This window comes from Enterobacter cloacae complex sp. P47BA, assembly GCF_014930485.1.
In the GTDB taxonomy this organism is placed as follows: Bacteria; Pseudomonadota; Gammaproteobacteria; order Enterobacterales; family Enterobacteriaceae; genus Enterobacter; species Enterobacter bugandensis.
Window position 1 is genome coordinate 183,016 of the sequence record NZ_JADBRF010000004.1, and the last position, 19,014, is coordinate 202,029.

The 19,014-nt window shown below is 53.2% G+C and carries 19 protein-coding genes; 11 read left to right on the forward strand and 8 right to left on the reverse strand.

The features are described 5' to 3' along the window. Window positions 1-61: 61 nt before the first annotated feature. A complete protein-coding gene (locus IM299_RS06945; RefSeq protein ID WP_048956876.1) occupies window positions 62-1,222 on the forward strand; it encodes a pyridoxal phosphate-dependent aminotransferase in 1,161 nt (386 codons plus the stop codon). Here the strand turns inward: IM299_RS06945 and IM299_RS06950 are convergent, their stop codons facing one another. The 3 genes from IM299_RS06950 to IM299_RS06960 all read right to left on the reverse strand — a co-directional run bounded on the left by IM299_RS06950 (window position 1,223) and on the right by IM299_RS06960 (window position 4,130). Then, window positions 1,223-1,849, reverse strand: coding sequence for a ParB/RepB/Spo0J family partition protein (locus IM299_RS06950; RefSeq protein ID WP_041910931.1), 627 nt, complete (start codon window positions 1,847-1,849; stop codon window positions 1,223-1,225). After that, entirely contained in the window at window positions 1,834-3,057 is a 1,224-nt protein-coding gene (locus IM299_RS06955; RefSeq protein ID WP_048956873.1) for a phosphoadenosine phosphosulfate reductase, read from the reverse strand. Before IM299_RS06955 ends, IM299_RS06950 begins: the two co-directional genes overlap by 16 nt. A 173-nt stretch (window positions 3,058-3,230) precedes the next feature. After that, the gene (locus IM299_RS06960) at window positions 3,231-4,130 is read right to left on the reverse strand and encodes a LysR family transcriptional regulator (RefSeq protein ID WP_193357230.1); all 900 of its coding nucleotides are present in this window, start codon (window positions 4,128-4,130) and stop codon (window positions 3,231-3,233) included. 636 nt (window positions 4,131-4,766) lie between these two features. On the opposite strand from IM299_RS06960, the gene ahpC reads away from it, so the two are divergent. The 6 genes from ahpC to IM299_RS06990 all read left to right on the forward strand — a co-directional run bounded on the left by ahpC (window position 4,767) and on the right by IM299_RS06990 (window position 11,382). After that, window positions 4,767-5,330 carry an alkyl hydroperoxide reductase subunit C gene (gene ahpC / locus IM299_RS06965; protein ID WP_008501015.1) on the forward strand — a complete coding sequence of 188 codons (564 nt, stop codon included), beginning with the start codon at window positions 4,767-4,769 and terminating at the stop codon, window positions 5,328-5,330. A gap of 127 nt (window positions 5,331-5,457) precedes the next feature. Beyond that, on the forward strand, window positions 5,458-7,023 hold the full coding sequence (gene ahpF / locus IM299_RS06970) for an alkyl hydroperoxide reductase subunit F (RefSeq protein ID WP_193357231.1): 1,566 nt from the start codon (window positions 5,458-5,460) through the stop codon (window positions 7,021-7,023). Between the two features lie 258 nt (window positions 7,024-7,281). Next, complete coding sequence (locus IM299_RS06975; protein WP_048956871.1) at window positions 7,282-7,788, forward strand: molecular chaperone; 507 nt, start codon at window positions 7,282-7,284, stop codon at window positions 7,786-7,788. Continuing rightward, window positions 7,785-10,061 carry a molybdopterin-dependent oxidoreductase gene (locus IM299_RS06980; RefSeq protein WP_193357232.1) on the forward strand — a complete coding sequence of 759 codons (2,277 nt, stop codon included), beginning with the start codon at window positions 7,785-7,787 and terminating at the stop codon, window positions 10,059-10,061. The genes IM299_RS06975 and IM299_RS06980 overlap by 4 nt, the downstream gene beginning before the upstream one ends. Continuing rightward, window positions 10,058-10,615 carry a 4Fe-4S dicluster domain-containing protein gene (locus tag IM299_RS06985; protein WP_028012321.1) on the forward strand — a complete coding sequence of 186 codons (558 nt, stop codon included), beginning with the start codon at window positions 10,058-10,060 and terminating at the stop codon, window positions 10,613-10,615. The genes IM299_RS06980 and IM299_RS06985 overlap by 4 nt, the downstream gene beginning before the upstream one ends. Continuing rightward, a complete protein-coding gene (locus tag IM299_RS06990; RefSeq protein WP_041910926.1) occupies window positions 10,615-11,382 on the forward strand; it encodes a DmsC/YnfH family molybdoenzyme membrane anchor subunit in 768 nt (255 codons plus the stop codon). The genes IM299_RS06985 and IM299_RS06990 overlap by 1 nt, the downstream gene beginning before the upstream one ends. 39 nt (window positions 11,383-11,421) lie before the next feature. Here the strand turns inward: IM299_RS06990 and uspG are convergent, their stop codons facing one another. Then, window positions 11,422-11,850 (reverse strand): universal stress protein UspG, encoded by a 429-nt coding sequence (uspG, locus tag IM299_RS06995; protein WP_048956867.1) that lies wholly within the window; start codon window positions 11,848-11,850, stop codon window positions 11,422-11,424. Between the two features lie 181 nt (window positions 11,851-12,031). Between uspG and IM299_RS07000 the strand changes: the two genes are divergently transcribed. After that, window positions 12,032-13,270: a zinc-dependent alcohol dehydrogenase gene (locus IM299_RS07000; RefSeq protein ID WP_047363736.1), complete on the forward strand. Its 1,239-nt coding sequence runs from the start codon at window positions 12,032-12,034 to the stop codon at window positions 13,268-13,270. Between the two features lie 123 nt (window positions 13,271-13,393). Here the strand turns inward: IM299_RS07000 and rnk are convergent, their stop codons facing one another. Beyond that, window positions 13,394-13,804 (reverse strand): nucleoside diphosphate kinase regulator, encoded by a 411-nt coding sequence (gene rnk / locus IM299_RS07005; RefSeq protein ID WP_028012325.1) that lies wholly within the window; start codon window positions 13,802-13,804, stop codon window positions 13,394-13,396. 270 nt (window positions 13,805-14,074) lie between these two features. Here rnk and IM299_RS07010 point away from each other — a divergent pair, with 270 nt between their 5' ends. After that, window positions 14,075-14,695, forward strand: coding sequence for a flavin reductase family protein (locus tag IM299_RS07010; protein ID WP_041910924.1), 621 nt, complete (start codon window positions 14,075-14,077; stop codon window positions 14,693-14,695). Here the strand turns inward: IM299_RS07010 and rna are convergent. Continuing rightward, the gene (rna, locus tag IM299_RS07015; RefSeq protein WP_060573635.1) at window positions 14,689-15,498 is read right to left on the reverse strand and encodes a ribonuclease I; all 810 of its coding nucleotides are present in this window, start codon (window positions 15,496-15,498) and stop codon (window positions 14,689-14,691) included. The two genes, IM299_RS07010 and rna, sit on opposite strands and share 7 nt — an antisense overlap. Window positions 15,499-15,592: 94 nt before the next feature. After that, the gene (gene dcuC, locus IM299_RS07020; RefSeq protein WP_045630869.1) at window positions 15,593-16,960 is read right to left on the reverse strand and encodes an anaerobic C4-dicarboxylate transporter DcuC; all 1,368 of its coding nucleotides are present in this window, start codon (window positions 16,958-16,960) and stop codon (window positions 15,593-15,595) included. A 393-nt stretch (window positions 16,961-17,353) separates the two neighbouring features. Between dcuC and pagP the strand changes: the two genes are divergently transcribed. Both pagP and cspE read left to right on the forward strand, forming a co-directional pair. Beyond that, window positions 17,354-17,971: a lipid IV(A) palmitoyltransferase PagP gene (gene pagP, locus IM299_RS07025; protein WP_048956861.1), complete on the forward strand. Its 618-nt coding sequence runs from the start codon at window positions 17,354-17,356 to the stop codon at window positions 17,969-17,971. Between the two features lie 190 nt (window positions 17,972-18,161). Further along, window positions 18,162-18,371, forward strand: a complete 210-nt coding sequence (gene cspE / locus IM299_RS07030; protein WP_002439184.1) for a transcription antiterminator/RNA stability regulator CspE — start codon at window positions 18,162-18,164, stop codon at window positions 18,369-18,371. 218 nt (window positions 18,372-18,589) lie between these two features. Here the strand turns inward: cspE and crcB are convergent, their stop codons facing one another. After that, on the reverse strand, window positions 18,590-18,973 hold the full coding sequence (gene crcB / locus IM299_RS07035) for a fluoride efflux transporter CrcB (RefSeq protein WP_041910922.1): 384 nt from the start codon (window positions 18,971-18,973) through the stop codon (window positions 18,590-18,592). Window positions 18,974-19,014 lie beyond the last annotated feature (41 nt).

Here is a 19,014-nt window from a genome sequence, read left to right on the forward strand (position 1 = left end):
CCAAAGACTAACATCGTGTTATAGTGTCAGCAACATAAGTATTACAAGCAGGCACAGCACAATGAGCAATAACGCATTGATTCCGCAGAGTAAACTTCCGAATCTCGGCACCACTATCTTTACGCAGATGAGCGCCCTGGCGCAGCAGCACCATGCCATTAACCTCTCGCAGGGGTTTCCGGATTTTGACGGCCCGCGTTATTTGCAGGAACGTCTGGCTTACCACGTGGCGCAGGGTGCAAACCAGTATGCGCCAATGACGGGCGTGCAGGCGCTGCGGGAAGCCATTGCGGATAAAACGGCGGAGCTGTATGGCCATAAGCCCGATGCGAATACCGACATTACGGTGACGGCAGGGGCGACCGAAGCGCTGTATGCGGCCATTACCGCGCTGGTGCGCACCGGTGATGAGGTGATCTGCTTTGACCCGAGCTACGACAGCTATGCGCCTGCGGTTGAACTTTCCGGAGGCGTGGTGAAACGCGTGGCGCTGCAGCCGCCGCATTTCCGTCCTGACTGGCAGGCATTTGCGGCACTGTTGAGTGATAAAACCCGCCTGGTGATCCTGAATACGCCGCACAATCCATCCGCAACGGTGTGGCAGAAAGCCGATTTCGCGGCGCTGTGGCAGGCGATTGCGGAACGTGAGATCTACGTGCTGAGCGATGAAGTATACGAGCACATCTGTTTTGCAGAAGAAGGACACGCCAGCGTGCTGGCCCATCCGCAGCTGCGCGAGCGCGCCGTCGCCGTCTCGTCGTTCGGCAAGACCTATCATATGACCGGCTGGAAAGTGGGTTACTGTGTGGCGCCCGCCGCCATCAGCGCCGAGCTGCGTAAAGTGCACCAGTATCTGACCTTTGCGGTGAACACGCCCGCCCAGCTGGCGCTGGCGGATATGCTGCGCGCCGAGCCGGAGCACTACCGCGAGCTGCCGGACTTTTACCGCGCGCGCCGGGATCTGTTTGTGAATGCGCTCAGCGAAAGCCGTCTGGAGATTTTACCGTGCGAAGGAACGTATTTTCTGCTGGCCGACTACAGCGCAATCTCGGATCTGGATGACGTCAGTTTCTGCCAGTGGCTGACCAAAGAGGCAGGCGTGGCCGCCATACCGCTGTCGGTCTTCTGTGCCGATCCCTTCCCGCATAAACTGATCCGTCTCTGTTTTGCGAAGCAAGAATCGACACTGCTGTTGGCGGCCGAACGCCTGAATGCGCTCTGATTATTTCACCGTCCAGGCTTCTGAATAACGACGGTCTGCGAACAGTTCCAGCAGGCCGTTGATTTGCTTGAGGCGCAACACCTCATCGCTGTCCATACCGAGCTCTTTGCCAATTTTTTGCTCGTTCCAGCCAAGCTGCGCCAGTTCACGGACGATTTCTGCCATCGCGTTGATCTGGTGTCGTCCACGCGCCCGGTTGTGGCGAATGGTTGCGGCCATTCGATCGTGTTTATCCTGGCGCTCGCGGCGCAGGCAGGTGACGGGGAGATACCCTTTCAGCTGTCGCTTTAGCGCTGCCCGCGTGCTGCCGATTTCATGGCGATGAAAGCCGTCCACGATTTCGTAGTGCTGAGGGGTATTTTCAGTCACAACGATAGGTTGAGTGAATCCATCCAGTTCCAGCGACTTCGTGAGTAGCCGCTTTTCCGGTGGGGCAACGTTATTGGGATTGTAATCATTGGCCGTAAGACGATCCTGTTTAACCCAGAGCACGCAGTCGACAGGCTGCTCGCGAAAAGGGCTGTGCTGATGTATGACCTGGCGAAACGCATTGATGGCGTTAATGCGATCCTCTTCAGGAAGGGACTGAAGGTACGTTTCGATCTCTGAGATTATTCTTTGTCGCATAAAATTCCCCACTCCTTGCGTTTTGCCTTCACTCTTTCACTGTAGCGTTGATAGTGTTTGGGTTTGTTAGGGCTGAAAGAGAGCGCCCGGCACCAGTAATCGTTATTGAGTAAAACCTTACAAATTCGGCGCCAGGAGGGGATATCTTTTGAGCCAATGTCCCCTTCCTGGGTATCGGGAATATCGTCCATGCCCCGCTTTTGATACCAGTGCAAATACACCGCGATTTTGTTGCGGTAATGCTCTGCCGTCGTTTGCGGCATGCTGTCGAGCAGCAGCATGGCATACGCGTACCAGCTCAGGTGGTCGGGTTTCAGGATCTTCCTGTGGCCGTAGAAATGGTTATCGTGCCCGGCGTAAATTCCGCCGCTGCTCGCACCGCTGACGCGTTCACACATAACGGCCCAGCGTTCAGGCTCGACAACGTGATACAACCACAAACCCTGGCGTTGTTCTGGGCCAAAGGGCTCGCAGATGCGCATATAGCGTGGCGGGACCCCAGCCTGAAACATGAGATTGTACAGCGGGTTATAGCATTCTCCCGTTTTGGCGAACCACGTCCAGATATCCGCGGTTTTCCAGTCGTAAAGCGGGTAGATGTACCAAGCGTGCCCGCCCGGGGCGATGGTTGTCCAGGGTTTATCATCGGCGAAACGCTGCTTGCGGGCGTTGGCGATGGTTAAAAAGCGGTTGTAGGATTCATCGGCGCGTATGCCCACCAGCATTGCGGCAGGGCGATGCTGTGCAAACCAGTCAGAAAACGCACGGACAAAGGCTTCAAACGTCATGCCCGGCTGGTAGAAATCGAAGTAATCAGGGGCGGTTATCGCCTCTTCGGGCGGCTGGCGAACCCACGGTTTGCCCGGCTCCCAGCATTGCCATTCGGGCTGGTATTGCGACAGGGCGTTTTGCGTCGTGAGTGGCAGAGCGACCCACCAGTATTTTGCAATCACATCGCCATACTGCTGGAGCATTCTATTTACATGCTCAATGGTGTAAGTGAACTGCGCTTCCCAGTCTATAAAGAGCAGATGAATTTTTTTGCCCATTTTTCGGGCTTGTTGAGCCGTCAAATGCAGCATGATGGTCGAATCTTTCCCGCCTGAAAATGAAACACAAACCATCGGGAGATTCTCAAGCGTCCATGCGATGCGGTCTACCGCGGCCTCAAGGACATTTTGGTTTAGTGGATACTTATACATTGACAAGGTAAATGCCTCCCTGCAAATAAATACCGGATGGGTGTCAATAATCAAGAGAGAGTAATATTAGGTAAAAAGAGTGGCAGGTAAATGAAAAAGAGAAATGTTTTTCTAAATTATAAATGAGGTTTATGTATTACAAGGATGTAAAGGGCTGTGATAAGCGCAGCCCTTTACCGTTAATTCTCGATGATTTGTTCAACAAACGTTGAGAACACCGCGCTGTTCAACGCCGAGCGGTTATAAAGCATGAAAATATCGAGAGGGGGAAGCGTGAACGGCGCATCTAATTTTTTGAGCCGTAGCACATCTTTATATTTATCAAATAAAGGTTCTGGTACATATCCCAGGAGATGGGATGCGCTGATCATAGTAATGATGGTGAACACGGAGTCACAGCGAAACGCGATGGTTTTATCCGCATGAACTTTCTGCACCAGGGATTGATAGTTTTTGACGCCTATTTCATCGCTGAGAAAGAAGGTGAATTTCTCTTCCTGAAGCGCCTCCAGGGTGACGGCCTCTTTCATTCGCGGATGGTCCTGGCTGCACACCAGTATCATGGGGTAACTTGCGTAGGATACGCAGACGATTGAGCGGTTATTGACGGGCGCCATGGAAAAAATGAGGTCCGCTTTACGGTACGCCAACAGGTCTTCTGCGGAATCAGCTGCCAGCAGCATATCGTGAAGCTCTATTTCATAATTGTGATTTCTCATCAATAACTTAAGCGGGTTGAGCAAATTTTCAGTCGTCAGGATCTGGGGGCAGTAAACAATAAAATTCTTTTTCAGCACGGAGCCATGCATGATGTTTATCGTCTGCTCCAGCTGATTAAGATTTTGCTCAAGATGATGGTGGAGATTGATGCCCACCGTGGTTGGCGTGATCCCCTTACCGGAACGAATAAACAGCGGGTCGTTGAGCTGGCTACGCAGGCGCTGAAGTGACTGACTGACCGCAGAGGGGGTAATGTAGAGTGTTTCTGCTGCCTTGCTGATGCTCAAGTGTTGAAAGATACATTCAAAAATGACCAGCAGGTTAAGGTCGAATTTTTTTAGATCGTAGAGGTTTGCCATGTTTCATCCTGAGTACGTTGTGTTTGCGTTATCACATAACTGATAACTATAGGAGTAAGTTAACCATTTATCATCCATGAGAATAACTTACTTAATTAACGATTTATTTTCGCTTAATATATCACGAAGGTAGATTAATGAAATAGATCTTCAATGAGTATTAAGATACTTTTATCTTTAAAAGTGCGATTCCTTTCGTTGAAATAGTTTTCATTTATATATAGAAAACAATCATCATTCTTATCTATTTCTCCCTGCTTGGGTACCAAAGGAAATAAACGACAGCACTTATTCGTTAAAACCTATCACAGCCATAGATAGGATTGCCGCTCAGGTGCATTGCTCTTACGCTGGACGGGTGTTGTAATCATTCGGCTGTTATTGCCTTGATATAAGGTTGTAGAGCGCAACGCAACGCCAGCTTCGGCTGGCACTGAATGTACCTGCGGGGAATTCAGGTATCAGGGCCGCCCGTTGAGGCGGCCTTTATACTTTCTGGGGTACCGCAGCAGGTTCACCTTGCTGTCTTGTTGACGTTGTAAGGTTTGGCTGATTGATTTGATAAAGCATACGCATTAGCCCCGATGAGCAAAGTTGGTTACCTTACATCTCAACGAAAACACGGAGGAAGTACAGATGTCTTTGATTAACACTAAAATTAAACCTTTCAAAAACCAGGCGTTCAAAAACGGTGAGTTCATTGAAGTAACCGAGAAAGATACCGAAGGTCGCTGGAGCGTCTTCTTCTTCTATCCGGCTGACTTCACCTTCGTTTGCCCGACCGAACTGGGTGACGTGGCTGACCATTACGACGAACTGCAGAAGCTGGGCGTAGACGTTTACTCTGTGTCTACCGATACCCACTTCACCCACAAAGCGTGGCACAGCAGCTCTGAAACCATCGCGAAAATCAAATACGCGATGATCGGCGACCCGACTGGCGCCCTGACCCGTAACTTCGACAACATGCGTGAAGATGAAGGCCTGGCCGACCGTGCAACCTTCGTGGTTGACCCGCAGGGCATTATCCAGGCTATCGAAGTTACCGCTGAAGGTATCGGCCGTGATGCTTCTGACCTGCTGCGTAAAGTGAAAGCGGCTCAGTACGTGGCTTCTCACCCAGGTGAAGTGTGCCCGGCTAAATGGAAAGAAGGCGAAGCGACCCTGGCTCCATCCCTGGACCTGGTCGGTAAAATCTAAGTTTTCACCATCCGGCAATCAATGGGCGCCCCCCGCGCCCATTTCATTCCAGCACCATGATGCAAGTTGCATTCAGGCCGCCCGCAAAGGCAGCTTGCATGATGACGTCTTAAGAGAGGGAAGAACTATGCTCGACACCAATATGAAAACCCAGCTCAAGGCCTACCTTGAGAAACTGACTAAACCCGTTGAGCTGATTGCCACGCTGGACGACAGCGCGAAATCGGCAGAAATCAAAGAGCTGCTGGCAGAGATCGCTGAACTGTCGCCAAAAGTGACCTTCAAAGAAGACAATTCGCTTGCGGTTCGTAAACCCTCTTTCCTGATTACTAACTCGGGCTCGGACAAGGGACCGCGTTTTGCCGGCTCTCCGCTGGGGCATGAATTTACCTCACTGGTGCTGGCGCTGCTGTGGACCGGCGGTCATCCGTCAAAAGAAGCGCAGGCGCTGCTGGAGCAGATCCGCGATATCGACGGTGATTTTGAGTTTGAAACCTATTATTCGCTCTCCTGCCACAACTGCCCGGACGTGGTGCAGGCGCTGAACCTGATGTCAGTTCTGAACCCGCGCATCAAGCATACGGCGATTGACGGCGGTACGTTCCAGAATGAAATCACCGATCGCAACGTGATGGGCGTTCCGGCGGTGTATCTGAACGGCCAGGAGTTCGGCCAGGGCCGCATGACGCTGACGGAAATCGTCGCGAAAGTGGATACCGGCGCGGAAAAACGCGCGGCGGAAGAACTGAACAAACGCGATGCGTACGATGTGCTGATTGTCGGTTCCGGCCCTGCGGGCGCGGCGGCAGCGGTTTACTCTGCACGTAAAGGTATTCGTACCGGTCTTATGGGCGAACGCTTTGGCGGACAGGTGCTGGATACCGTGGACATTGAAAACTACATTTCCGTACCAAAAACCGAAGGTCAGAAGCTGGCCGGTGCGCTGAAGGCTCATGTCAGCGATTACGAGGTAGATGTGATCGACAGCCAGAGCGCCAGCAAGCTGATTCCGGCGGCGGTGGAAGGGGGCTTACACCAGATTGAAACCGCCTCTGGCGCGGTGCTGAAAGCTCGCAGCGTGATCGTTGCCACCGGGGCAAAATGGCGCAACATGAATGTGCCGGGCGAAGATCAATACCGTACCAAAGGCGTGACCTATTGCCCGCACTGTGACGGCCCGCTGTTTAAAGGCAAACGGGTGGCGGTGATCGGCGGCGGTAACTCCGGCGTGGAAGCGGCTATCGACCTGGCAGGGATTGTTGAACACGTGACGCTGCTGGAGTTCGCGCCTGAGATGAAGGCCGACCAGGTGCTGCAGGATAAAGTTCGCAGCCTGAAAAACGTCGACATCGTGCTGAACGCGCAGACCACGGAAGTGAAGGGCGACGGTAGCAAAGTGACCGGTCTGGAGTACCGTGACCGCGTAAGCGGCGACGTTCATAGCGTTCAGCTTTCGGGGATCTTCGTACAAATTGGCCTGCTGCCGAACACCACCTGGCTGGAAGGCGCGATTGAGCGCAACCGCATGGGCGAGATTATCATCGATGCGAAATGTGAAACCAGCGTGAAGGGCGTGTTTGCCGCGGGCGACTGCACCACCGTGCCGTACAAGCAGATCATCATCGCGACTGGCGAAGGTGCAAAAGCGTCCCTGAGCGCGTTTGACTACCTGATCCGCACCAAAACCGCATAATAAAAGAAAGTAAGACATACCTGCAGTAGCCACCTCTTTATGAGGTGGCTTTTTTTTAGATTTTTTTACCCTCAATTATCCTCGCTATTAACCCCTTCATGCGTTAATTACCTGCTTCGATCAAAGAAAATAATAAGCCTGCTGATAATATCTTGTCGTTTTTTATAGCGGTAAATATTTATATTTAATATGAATGACAAAGATACATCCACTTCTTCAATATATGAGACGTTAACCCCCTTTGAAATAAAGGGATTGATGTTTCGTGATTTCTTTAACGCGGCGGACATGACATCGCGATGCGCTTCGTTACATCCTTTATTCCCGGAAAGCGAAACCTGGCAGCAGGATGAGGCGTTAGAGGTTGAGTATGATTTCAACGCCCTGTTTGTCGGCCCTGCAACGCTATTGGCGCCGCCTTATGCCTCGGTGTATCTGGACGAAGAGCCTCTACTGATGGGCGCTACAACGCTGAGCGTACGCGAATTCCTGCGCAGCATCGGGCTTTTTGTTACCGGGGAAAATAGCGTTCCCGACGATCACGTCAGCTATGAAATGGAGCTGGTGGTGATGCTCTCCGCGCATGCCAGACATTCGCCGCAATATCATGACGCACTCGCCCGCTTTGTGCAGGGGCATCTTGAATTATGGCTCCCCGCATTTATCGCAAAAATAAAGGATTGCGCGAAAACATCCGCAATTAAATGTCTCGCGTTGCAGATGACTAATTGGTTTGATGAATTAAAGACGAGAGTAATATTATGAGTATTGATAAAGGGCAGCTAAACCGGCGCTCCTTTTTAAAAGGACTGATTGCGCTGGGTACCGTTGCCGCATTACCCGGCGGACTATTATCATCCCGATGTGCCATGGCACAGCCCCCCATTCCGTTTAACCCAAAAACCTACAAAATTTTCCGTAACGCTTGCCCGCGTAACTGCTACGACACCTGCAGCTTAAAAACCTGGGTCAAAGATGACGTCATCACCTTCGTTGACGGGGCAAGCGAGTCCACGTTTACACACGGTGCCCCGTGTGTGAAAGGACTGACCTACCCGCGCCGGGTCTACTCCCCGGACCGTATTAAATACCCGATGATCCAGGATGGGCGCGGCAGCGGTAAATGGCGTCGCATCTCCTGGGATGAGGCCATGCAGCGCATTGCCAGCAAGATGCTGGAGATTAAAAAGAAAGACGGGTCTATGCTCGGCCTGGCGCTGTCGAAATACTCCGGCAACCTGGGCGTGATGAGTTATGCCGTGGAGGGGATGATGTCTTCTCTCGGTTACACCACGCGGTTCGCCGGTACGCCATGCTGGCCAGCAGGGATCGATGCCCAGCACTATGACATGGGCGACATGTGGTGTAACGACCCGGAAGATTTGGTGAAAGCCAAATACATCATTATCTGGGGCGCAAACCCGGCCTGGTGCTCCATGCATACCATGAAGTACATCTATCAGGCGCGTGAGAAAGGGGCGAAAGTGGTGGTCATTGATCCGCTGTTCTCGCAAACCGCCGCGAAAGCCGATTTGTATCTGCGCGTGCGCCCGGGATCGGACGGCGCATTGGCGCTGGGAATGGCGCGGCACCTGCTGGATACTGGCCGCGTCGACCAGGAGTTTGTGAACAACTTCGCGCACGGCTTCCCGGAATTTGAACAGTATCTGCGCAGCAATATCACCGTGGAGTGGGCATCTGAAATCTGTGGCCTGTCGGCAGAGGTGATTCGCCAGCTGGCGGAAGAGTTCACCGCGGTAAAACCTGCCACTGTCTGGATCGGCTACGGGATGCAGCGCCACGTCAACGGTGGGGCGAACGTGCGCGCCATTGACGCTTTTGTTGCCATGACAGGCAACATCGGTGTGGAAGGCGGCGGTGCCCGCTACGGCCATCTGCAGACCTGGGGCTACAACTATCATGCGATGACGCAGAAGCCACCGGTCGGATCTGTTGGCATGGTGGGAGAAAGCAGCCCGGTAGGGGAGTTCGTCAGCGACAGCGGCGAAAAGAGCCACTATTCCGACCGCGCGCTGAACCTGAACCAGACCGCGCAGAGCATTCTAGATGCCAACGATCCGCCCATTCGTATGCTGTGGGTGGCGTGCAAGAACCCGTTCGCGCAGGACTTTGACCGCAACAAAATGGAAAAAGCCTTCAGCAAGCTGGAGATGGTGGTCTGCGTCGATCAGTTCTTCAACGAGACGGTGCAGCATGCCGATATTGTGCTGCCGGTGACCACCACCTTTGAGCACTGGAACCTGTCGTCGTCTTACTGGCATTACTGGCTTTCGGTGAATGAACCGGCCATTAAACCGATGTACGAGTGCAAGAGCGATTTGGATATTGCCGTGCTGCTCTCGCGTACCATCAACAAAATGGAGCCGGGCTCCTGTACCTTCCCGCAGGACATTGACCAGAAAAAATGGCTCGACCTTGAGTTCAATGAGGGCATGGCGAAGCAGTTCGGTATCCGCTCCTGGGACGATCTGCTGGATGGGCCGGTGAAAGCCAAAATGGTCAGCTCGGCGGCCTGGCACGACCGCAAGTTTAAAACGCCATCGGGCAAGTATGAGTTCCTCTCCGAGCTGTGTGAAAAGAACGGCCATAAAGCGCTGCCGGAGTATCTGCCTGCCGCGGAGGGCAAGCTGCCGTTCCATCTGTTTACTCCGCATTTGCAGTACGGCCTTCACTCTCAGTTCGTCAACCTCGACTGGATGCAGGTCTTCTGGCCAGAGCCGTTTGTCTATATCCACCCAGCCGCCGCGCACAAGAAGGGTATTCGCGAGCTGGCGAAAGTCCGCGTGTTTAACGACGTTGGCGAAGTGGAGCTGCGGGCGAAGATCACCACCAACGTGCCGGAAGATTTCCTGGTGATGTATGAGTCCTGGTTTAACAAGCTTAAGTACAACGTGCAGAACGTCGTGAAAGATACGCCAGCCGATATGGGCAAGATGGCAACCGGCGCGCCTGGCGCGGCGATCCACAGCCAGTTTGTCGACATTGCCCTTATCGCGAATGAAGGAGCAGACGCATGAGACGCGCATTTTTAGTGAACAGTGATAAATGTATTGGCTGCCGCGGATGCGCCATGGCCTGCAAGAGCTTTAACCAGCTTGAGCCGGATCGCTTCTGGCGCTATGTCTATCCGCTGGATAAAGAAATTTATCCGCATGAGGAGCGTGCGTTTTTCTCGCTGGCCTGTAACCACTGTGAAAACCCGGCCTGTCTGGCGGCGTGCCCGGTGGAAGCCTACACCAAACGTGATGACGGCGTGGTGGTCCATAACCCTGAACGCTGTATCGGCTGTAAAAACTGCATCCGTAACTGCCCGTACGGCGCGCCGCGCTTCAATGAAGAGACGCAAAAGGCGGAGAAGTGCAGCATGTGCTATGAACGTCTGGATATCGGTATGGCCCCGGCCTGCGTGAACGCGTGTCCGGTCGGTGCCCTGTCGATTATCGATCTGGATGCCGATCCGCTGCCGAACAATGCCGTGCAGTATCCGCCGGGCTTCCCGAAGATGCCTCAGCTTAATCCGGGTACGCGCTTCATTCTGGCCCGTCAGCCAAAACAGCCGGGGGATAAATAATGGAAAAGTACGAACTGCCGTTGGTGATTTTTACCGTGCTGAGCCAGATGTCCGTCGGGATGACGCTGCTCCTGACCTGGCGCACGCTGCGTGGTGAAGTGCATGGCACCCGCCTTCACTGGCTGATTACCGGGCTGATTCTGGGCGTAGCCTCCATTGCCGCGGTGCTGCATCTGGCGCACCCGGAACACGCATACAACGCGTTGATTAACCTGAAACATGCCTGGCTGAGCCGCGAAATTCTGGGCGCGACCCTGTACGGCGCCATGATTGGGCTGGCCTTCCTGAGTAAGGGAAACAAAGGCGCAGCGCTGCTGGCGTCCCTGTTCGGGATCCTGCTGGTGGTGGTGCAGGGAATGACCTACGCGGCACCGGCGATGCAGGCCATTGCCAACGGCATCACCATGATGCTGTTCTTTGCGACGGTCTGGGTGATGGGCTGTGCCGCAACGCCGCTGCTCGGGCTGAAAGGATCAAACGCCGCGCTGCGCCAGGGGATTATCGCCCTGATGGCGCTGCTGATTGCCGCGCCGGTGATGTGGCTCAGCGGCGGTACCATCATGAAAATGACCGCTCACGCCTGGTTAAGCTCGCCGCTCTATCTGGGCAGCCTGCTGTGCTGCGTTGTGGGTGGCGCGTTATCGCTGAAGCGCCAGCCGATGCAGAAAGCGGTGTTTGCGCTCCTGCTGGTGGGCGTGGTGCTCAGCCGCCTGACCTTCTTCGGCGATACCGTCAGCACCATCGTCAATATTGGTCACCTGTACTGATAAACAAAACCCCGCGAAAGCGGGGTTTTTTGTTGGTATTTACCGGACCACCATCACCGGAATATGGGTGTGGCGGATCACGCTGGAGGCGTTCGACCCCAGCAGGTGAGTGGTAATGGAAGGATTACGTGAACCGATCACCACCACGTCAGCATTCAGCTCCGCGGCCAGTTCATTGACGGCATCGCGCACGCTACCGAACCGGACGTGGGTTTTGATGCGGGAAGGGGCGATGCTGAAATGCCCGACCATGGTCTGCAGCCGCGTTTCGGCTTCGTGCTGTAAGTGCTCCTCAAAGCGACGCACGTCGGCGGCAAAGCGGTGCAGGCTCAGGCTGGCAGAGCCCGGTAAGACGTGTAAAAGATGAATAATTCCGTCCTGCTGCGCGAGGAATTCCGCGTGGCGAACAGCTTTGTCGCTCAGTTCCATTTCGAAAACATCAACCGGCATAATGATTGTCTTATACATAACCGTTTCTCCTTGTTTATAAACGCTGGATACATTCAACCACAAAATATGAATGGTTTCTGTAAGCGCTTCGGCACTTTTCCTCTCTCGCCAGGATAAATCTCAAAAGGCGCGTATTTCCCGGCAGACTTTCAGGGGTAGCTACCCTTTATAAACTTACCTGAAACCTTTCGGAGGTCGCATGAAAGCACTCACGTACCACGGTCCGCACCATGTTCGCGTTGAGAATGTCCCCGATCCCATCATTGAACAGCCCGACGATATCATCCTGCGCGTCACGGCCACGGCGATTTGCGGCTCCGACCTGCATCTCTATCGTGGAAAGATCCCAAAGGTGCAGCACGGCGACATTTTTGGACATGAATTTATGGGCGAGATCGTCGAGTGCGGTCGAGAGGTGAAGGACCTGCAAAAAGGCGATCGCGTGGTGATCCCCTTTGTCATCGCCTGCGGTGACTGCTTCTTTTGCCGTCTGCAGCAGTACGCTGCCTGTGAGAAGTCCAATGCCGGGCAGGGCGCTGCGCTGAACAAAAAGCAAATTCCCGCGCCGGCAGCGCTGTTTGGCTATAGCCATCTCTACGGCGGCGTGCCGGGAGGACAGGCGGAATATGTACGCGTGCCGAAAGGCAACGTCGGACCGTTTAAGGTGCCGCAGCTGCTCTCCGATGATAAGGCCCTGTTTCTGTCTGATATTTTACCCACCGCCTGGCAGGCGGCAAAAAATGCGCAGATTGAAAAAGGCTCCAGCGTCGCCGTTTTCGGTGCCGGTCCGGTGGGGTTGTTGACGATTGCCTGCGCACGGCTGTTAGGGGCTGAGCAGATTTTTGTTATCGACCATCACCCCTATCGGCTGCGGTTTGCCGAGGCGCGCTACGGTGCTATCCCCATCAATTTTGATGATGATAACGACGCGGCGGAAAAGATAATCGAGCAAACCGCCGGGCAGCGGGGAGTCGATGCCGTCATTGATGCCGTCGGGTTCGAAGCCAAGGGCAGCACCACAGAGACGATCCTCAGCAACCTTAAAATTGAGGGCAGCAGCGGCAAAGCGCTGCGTCAGTGTATCGCTGCCGTCCGGCGCGGCGGGGTGGTCAGCGTACCCGGTGTGTATGCCGGGTTTATTCATGGCTTCCTGTTTGGGGATGCCTTCGATAAAGGGCTGACGTTTAAGATGGGCCAGACGCACGTCCACGCCTGGCTGGGCGAACTGTTACCGCTGATCGAAAAAGGGCTGCTGACGCCGGAAGAGATTGTGACGCATTATCTCCCCCTGGCGGATGCGGAACGTGCCTATAAGATTTTCGAAAAACGGGAGGAGGAGTGCCGGAAGGTGATTCTGGTGCCCGGCGCGGAAACGCCTGAGGCCGCTGAGCAAAAAGTGAAGGGCCTGGTAAATGCGTTCCCGGGCGGCGTGGTGTGAGATCACTCGCCGGTGGCGCTCAAGGTACTGTCCTGCGATGTAACGCAATCGGGTGAAGATGTTCGGAAAGAGGATGCAGGCGCATCCTCTGTGCAACGCGGGTCGCGTTTGTTCAGAATGACATTAACGCAGGTAATCGCCCGCGGCTTCTGGCTGGTAGAGCAGCTCCAGCACTTCCAGATGGGTGGAGGCACCGCCCGGCAAGTCCCAGTGGATGGTATCTCCCGTGCGCAGCCCCAGCAGTGCGGCCCCCACCGGCGCAAGAACCGAAAGTTGCGCACTGCTGTCGGTCATCTGAGCCGGGTAAACCAGCGTGCGTGTCAGCTCTTCACCGGTGGTCAGGTTGCGGAATTTCACCTGGCTGTTCATGGTGACCACGTTATGCGGCATCGTCTCAGGCGTGCACATCTGCGCCCGGTCGAGTTCCTCATTCAGGGCATCGGCCACCGGAAGTGAGGCGAATTCTGCTTTTTCCAGCAGCCTGTCGATACGTTCTGCGTCGAGCTCGTTGATGATGATTGTAGGTCTGGACATTTTTTACTCCATGTCGTTAATGCTGCGTCTAACGCAGAAACCATTCCAAAAGAAAACCCTCGCCGTCTGGCAGCGAGGGTTTAACTCTCCCGATGATACTGGCTGAACGCGTAAGTTTGAAGTGATGAAGGTCACATTCATGTGCCATATGAATTTTCACTGAAATTTATTCAATCTTCATTCCTGGCGGATTGCGTTACGCTGTATGTTCTGAACCCGGGCGTTGCGCGAAACATCATTCGCAGCAGCCCTTACCAACGAGAGAGCGCTATGTACTTCTACCAACCGTCTCAGGGGCATGGCCTGCCGCATGACCCGCTGAACGCCATTGTCGGCCCCCGTCCGATTGGCTGGATCTCCTCTTGCGACCAGGCCGGTCAGCTCAACCTTGCGCCGTATAGCTTCTTCAACTGCTTTAACTATCGCCCGCCGATCATTGGCTTTTCCAGCAACGGCTGGAAGGACAGCGTGCGTAATATTGTTGAAACAAAGGAGTTTGTCTGGAATCTGGCAACGCGCGATCTTGCGGAAGCGATGAATCAGACCTCTGCCACGCTGCCTCACGACCAGGACGAATTTACCTTTTCCGGATTAACGCCTGCGGCAAGCAAGCTGGTGAGCGCCCCTCGCGTGGCGGAAAGCCCGGTCAACTTTGAGTGCCGCCTGTCTCAGTGTATTCAGCTTACCGGCGCCGACGGTACGCCGGTGGATACCTGGCTGGTGCTGGGAGAAGTGGTCGGGATCCATATTGCCGAAACGCTGCTGGAAGAGGGGATATACCAGACGGCGAAAGCGCAGCCCATCCTGCGTGCGGGTGGGCCGACGGCTTACTATGGCATCAGTGACGAACACCGGTTTGACATGGTGCGACCGGTGGTGGGCGATCAGTAACCGGCCTTATCAATGACAAATTGTTTTCCGCAGTTGCCTGGATGCGGCTGCGGAGCAAAGGATGTCGCAGAAAGCGGGGCGTTAATGGTGTCTGCTTTGAGTGAAATTTGCATTTCGGTCAGATACGCCGGATTACCGTTGCAGGTCAGCTTGAAGGCTTTGATATTTTCCTTGCCCCAGCTTTTGGCAACGGCGTTGTCAAAATCACTCCGGCTGACGGTTTTACCGTAATTTTCCGCAAGGAAATGACCGACGGCGCTGTTTTTCATTTCCTGATTCATTCTCACCATGGTGCCGAAATAGGCATCGGGATCAAAACCAAAGCAGACGCCATGTTTGGCATATTCGTAACGTTCCAGACAGGAGTTTCCACCCGCGCCCGGCATGACCTCGTTCAGCTTAGCCGCGCCGGAAAGCGACAGCCCGGTTTCGGCTGCTGCGCATTTGCGGCTGGCCTTCACTTCCGGCATGTTCGGGATAGGGCGCGTGGCGCAGCCAAACCGCATCCATCGACGTTCATCCACGCCGCGTGCGGCAATGGATTTCGGCAGGCCGGGCCATAGCCCGTGAACGGTCAGAAAATCGGTTTTATTGTCGCGCTCTTTTTGCAGACGACATTCATCCGGTTCATTGCGGTTACGCTCGACCATGCTTTGACAAAATCCCGTTTGCCAGGATAAAGCTAGCACATAGCGATCGAAATCGCCGTACTGCGTGGCCTTGAGGGGTTCGGCCTGTGCTGAAAAGAGACTGAGTGCAAGCGCTACTGCGCCAGACGGGATAACGATATCCTTCCTGAACATGTGATTTCCTGATTGGTTGTGCGCAATTCATTTTTGTGGGTTATTAAAGCACAAAAAGCGCCTGCAGGCGCTTTTAGGTAATCAGGAATTTCACTTAGGCGGCGCCGGGAACCAGCACTTCGGTAGCAATAATGACGATGATTAGCCCAACCAGCACCGGCACTGACGTGCGTTTCACCACTTCAAACGGCGAGATTTTGGCCATCCCGGCAACCGCCACCACCACGCCTGAGACAGGCGAGATGGTACGACCCAGGTTTGAGGCCTGGAGCATGGGAATGGAAAGATAAGCCGGGTTGATACCGGACGAGTGAGCCAGCTTAGGGATCATCTCAACGAAGGCGTAAAATGGCGCATTCCCGGAACCGGTGGTCATTGCCGCCAGCATGGTCAGTACCACCAGGACCAGCATCAGGATAATACTGGCCGAGCCAAACGAGGTGGCGATGGAGATCAGGCTCTGGATAAAGCCGATCGTGCTCAGACCCTGGGCAAAGACACCTGCTGCAACCAACAGCATCACCACGCCAGCAAACGCATCTGCCATACCGCGATACGCGACCTCAAGGCCGGAGAAGACTCTTTGGGTGTTGAAACCGCGCACGAACTCCAGCACAGCGGCTAACAGCATACAGATAACCAGGATAGTAATAATGTGCAGCTGCGGGCCCCATTTCCCGTCAAAAATGAGCACGCCGATAATCGGCGTGAACGGCAAAATGGCATAGAACGCCGGCGCGGTGGTGGTGATTTCGCTTACATCCATCATTTCATGGCTGATGTTCTCTTTCTTATCGAGATAGCGCTGCCAGAAGAAATGCGCGATACCCATTCCCACAATGGCGACAATCGAGATCGGCAGCGTGGTTTTAAAGGCGAAGTCGATAAGCGACATTTCGGCTGCTTTCGCCGCCAGCACAACGTCACCTGACGTCGGGGAGAGAATAATGGCCGCCGGGGAGGCGCAAATTGCCGCCGCTGCCCCACGGCTGATGCCCACGTTCACCATCACCGGGAACAGCGTGGCCATTAACAGTACGCCAAGCCCGGTTGCCGATGAAACGGCCAGCGACATCAGGCAGGCGAGGAAATAGGCGGCAACCATCAACAGATACGGTGAGTTAATGTACTGCAGGGGTTTCGAGGCAAGCTTCACAACCATGTCGTTCGCGCCGATATGGGTCATATAGGCTGCAAAACCGCACAGCATCATGATCATCATACCCAGATCGCCACCGCGGCTCATGAGCAGGATTTTAATATATTCAACAATATCCGTAGCGGTGTAGCCCGTGCTGGCTGCGCTGGCAGGTAAAACCTGATGACCCATTACTGCGCTGATTATCAGCAGCGTTAAACCACCGACAAATAAAACGCCCGTGGCTGAGTATCCTTTAATGATGTAGCGAGCTACACCCACAATGACGACGACCCCAATTAGGAGTTCGATAAACGTAAGCATGATTTCCCCTGTGTCTTTCTGCCCTGAGATATAAAAATTAATATAAAAAAAGAAGGATGAAAATGTGCCGAATTAATGGCCCGCCCTTGCTGATTAAAATCAATAAACAGACGACTAACGAACAGCATAACAGCGTTTTTGCCATGGCTAAGGCATTTATGTCATAAGGATCTTGACCGGCAAAGACAGCGTAACATGTCTATGTAATGATAACAAAATGTTAAACTTTTGTGTGGTCTGGCCTGTTAGTACTGGAGACGGTTAACAGACATTAGGCGTACATGTTGTGGGTTTATTCGGGATAAGCAGAACGCCGCTTTAAGAATATTCCCGAAAAACGGCCTGATATTTAAGAGTAGGGGTGATGCCGTTAAGGCTTGGTTCAATTATTCTATGTTAAACTTTGCCTCGAATATCAAGAATGGTAATTGCATTGTGATTGTACGTAATACTTTTTTCTCTATTTTATTGTTTATTATTGGCCAGTTAACGTTTTGTTCTGTTGCACAGGCAGAGAACAACGCGACGGATAAAGGTTGGTTCTCTACTTTTACGGATAATGTTTCGCAGACCTGGTCAGCGCCTGAACATTATGATCTCTATGTCCCGGCAATAACGTGGCATGCGCGCTTTGCTTACGACAAAGAGAAAACGGATAAATACAACGAGCGTCCCTGGGGAGCGGGTTTTGGTCAGTCGCGCTGGGATGAAAAAGGAAACTGGCATGGCATCTATCTGATGGCCTTCAAAGACTCCTTTAACAAGTGGGAACCGATTGGCGGGTACGGCTGGGAAAAGACCTGGCGCCCGCTGGCGGATGAGAACTTCCACGTTGGTCTGGGCTATACCGCCGGGGTGACCGCGCGCGACAACTGGAAGTACATTCCGATCCCCGTATTGCTGCCTCTGGCCTCTGTTGGATACGGCCCTGCAACGTTCCAGATGACCTACATTCCGGGAACGTATAACAACGGTAACGTTTACTTCGCCTGGATGCGTTTTCAGTTTTAACTGACAAAACATTACCTGGTGGTGAAAAAACGTGCAGCCGTTGATTCGTAAGCGATAAAAATCTGTCAGTGAAAATTAACGCGACTTTAGTCACTTTTTGTCAAAGATCCGCTGGACAAAAGGTCCCACAATTGTTGTACTGGTAACCGACACAGCATTTGTGTCGTTTTTTAATGTAAAGGTAATTTTGATGTCTAAGATTAAAGGTAACGTTAAGTGGTTTAATGAGTCCAAAGGATTCGGTTTCATTACTCCTGAAGATGGCAGCAAAGACGTGTTCGTACACTTCTCTGCAATCCAGTCTAATGGTTTCAAAACTCTGGCTGAAGGTCAGCGTGTAGAGTTCGAAATCACTAACGGTGCCAAAGGCCCTTCTGCTGCTAACGTAATCGCTCTGTAATTCAGACGCGTCAGCAAGAATTTCAAAACCCGCTCATTGAGCGGGTTTTTTTCGTTATGAATCAGCCAAGCAGGTAAATTTTCAGGAAGCTGGCCACGATCAGTACGCTCAACAACACCATGCCTGCGCTCATCAGACTCTGTTTCATTTGTCACCCTCGTTCAGTATTGCCTTCAGAGTGACAGAGAAAAATTAAGCCAACATTAACGCTCCGGCAGTTAATGCGTGCTTACAGAGGAAAAAAGCCAAAATGCGATCCCCGTCATCGCGAAAGATCCGATCATGTTGATCGCGATATTCACCAGCGCCCAGCCGATACGTCCTTCCTGAAAGAGAAAAACCGTTTCCGCGGAAAAGGTTGAAAAGGTGGTCAAACCGCCGCAGAAGCCGGTGGTAATCAAGACTTTCCACATGGGATCGATGTGCGTCATCCGGTTAAACCAGGCCAGCCCCATACCAATAATAAAAGCACCAATCAGGTTGGCGGCCAGCGTTCCTAATGGAATCGCCTGGTGCAGGGGATTAAACCGCATACTCAGTAACCACCTCGCAACGCTCCCCGTGCCTCCACCAATAAAAACAGCTAAAAGGAGTTGTAACACGCTAAATACCTGCTATTTGATGTGTAAGAGTAGCGAGTTTA

Bases quoted from the DNA above. Each gene is read 5' to 3' on its own strand.
- IM299_RS06945 (WP_048956876.1), top strand. From the start codon at position 62: ATGAGCAATAACGCATTGATTCCGCAGAGTAAACTTCCGAATCTCGGC.
- IM299_RS06950 (WP_041910931.1), bottom strand. From the start codon at position 1,849: ATGCGACAAAGAATAATCTCAGAGATCGAAACGTACCTTCAGTCCCTT.
- IM299_RS06960 (WP_193357230.1), bottom strand. From the start codon at position 4,130: ATGGCAAACCTCTACGATCTAAAAAAATTCGACCTTAACCTGCTGGTC.
- ahpC (WP_008501015.1), top strand. From the start codon at position 4,767: ATGTCTTTGATTAACACTAAAATTAAACCTTTCAAAAACCAGGCGTTC.
- ahpF (WP_193357231.1), top strand. From the start codon at position 5,458: ATGCTCGACACCAATATGAAAACCCAGCTCAAGGCCTACCTTGAGAAA.
- IM299_RS06975 (WP_048956871.1), top strand. From the start codon at position 7,282: ATGTTTCGTGATTTCTTTAACGCGGCGGACATGACATCGCGATGCGCT.
- IM299_RS06980 (WP_193357232.1), top strand. From the start codon at position 7,785: ATGAGTATTGATAAAGGGCAGCTAAACCGGCGCTCCTTTTTAAAAGGA.
- IM299_RS06985 (WP_028012321.1), top strand. From the start codon at position 10,058: ATGAGACGCGCATTTTTAGTGAACAGTGATAAATGTATTGGCTGCCGC.
- IM299_RS06990 (WP_041910926.1), top strand. From the start codon at position 10,615: ATGGAAAAGTACGAACTGCCGTTGGTGATTTTTACCGTGCTGAGCCAG.
- uspG (WP_048956867.1), bottom strand. From the start codon at position 11,850: ATGTATAAGACAATCATTATGCCGGTTGATGTTTTCGAAATGGAACTG.
- IM299_RS07000 (WP_047363736.1), top strand. From the start codon at position 12,032: ATGAAAGCACTCACGTACCACGGTCCGCACCATGTTCGCGTTGAGAAT.
- rnk (WP_028012325.1), bottom strand. From the start codon at position 13,804: ATGTCCAGACCTACAATCATCATCAACGAGCTCGACGCAGAACGTATC.
- IM299_RS07010 (WP_041910924.1), top strand. From the start codon at position 14,075: ATGTACTTCTACCAACCGTCTCAGGGGCATGGCCTGCCGCATGACCCG.
- rna (WP_060573635.1), bottom strand. From the start codon at position 15,498: ATGTTCAGGAAGGATATCGTTATCCCGTCTGGCGCAGTAGCGCTTGCA.
- dcuC (WP_045630869.1), bottom strand. From the start codon at position 16,960: ATGCTTACGTTTATCGAACTCCTAATTGGGGTCGTCGTCATTGTGGGT.
- pagP (WP_048956861.1), top strand. From the start codon at position 17,354: ATGTTAAACTTTGCCTCGAATATCAAGAATGGTAATTGCATTGTGATT.
- cspE (WP_002439184.1), top strand. From the start codon at position 18,162: ATGTCTAAGATTAAAGGTAACGTTAAGTGGTTTAATGAGTCCAAAGGA.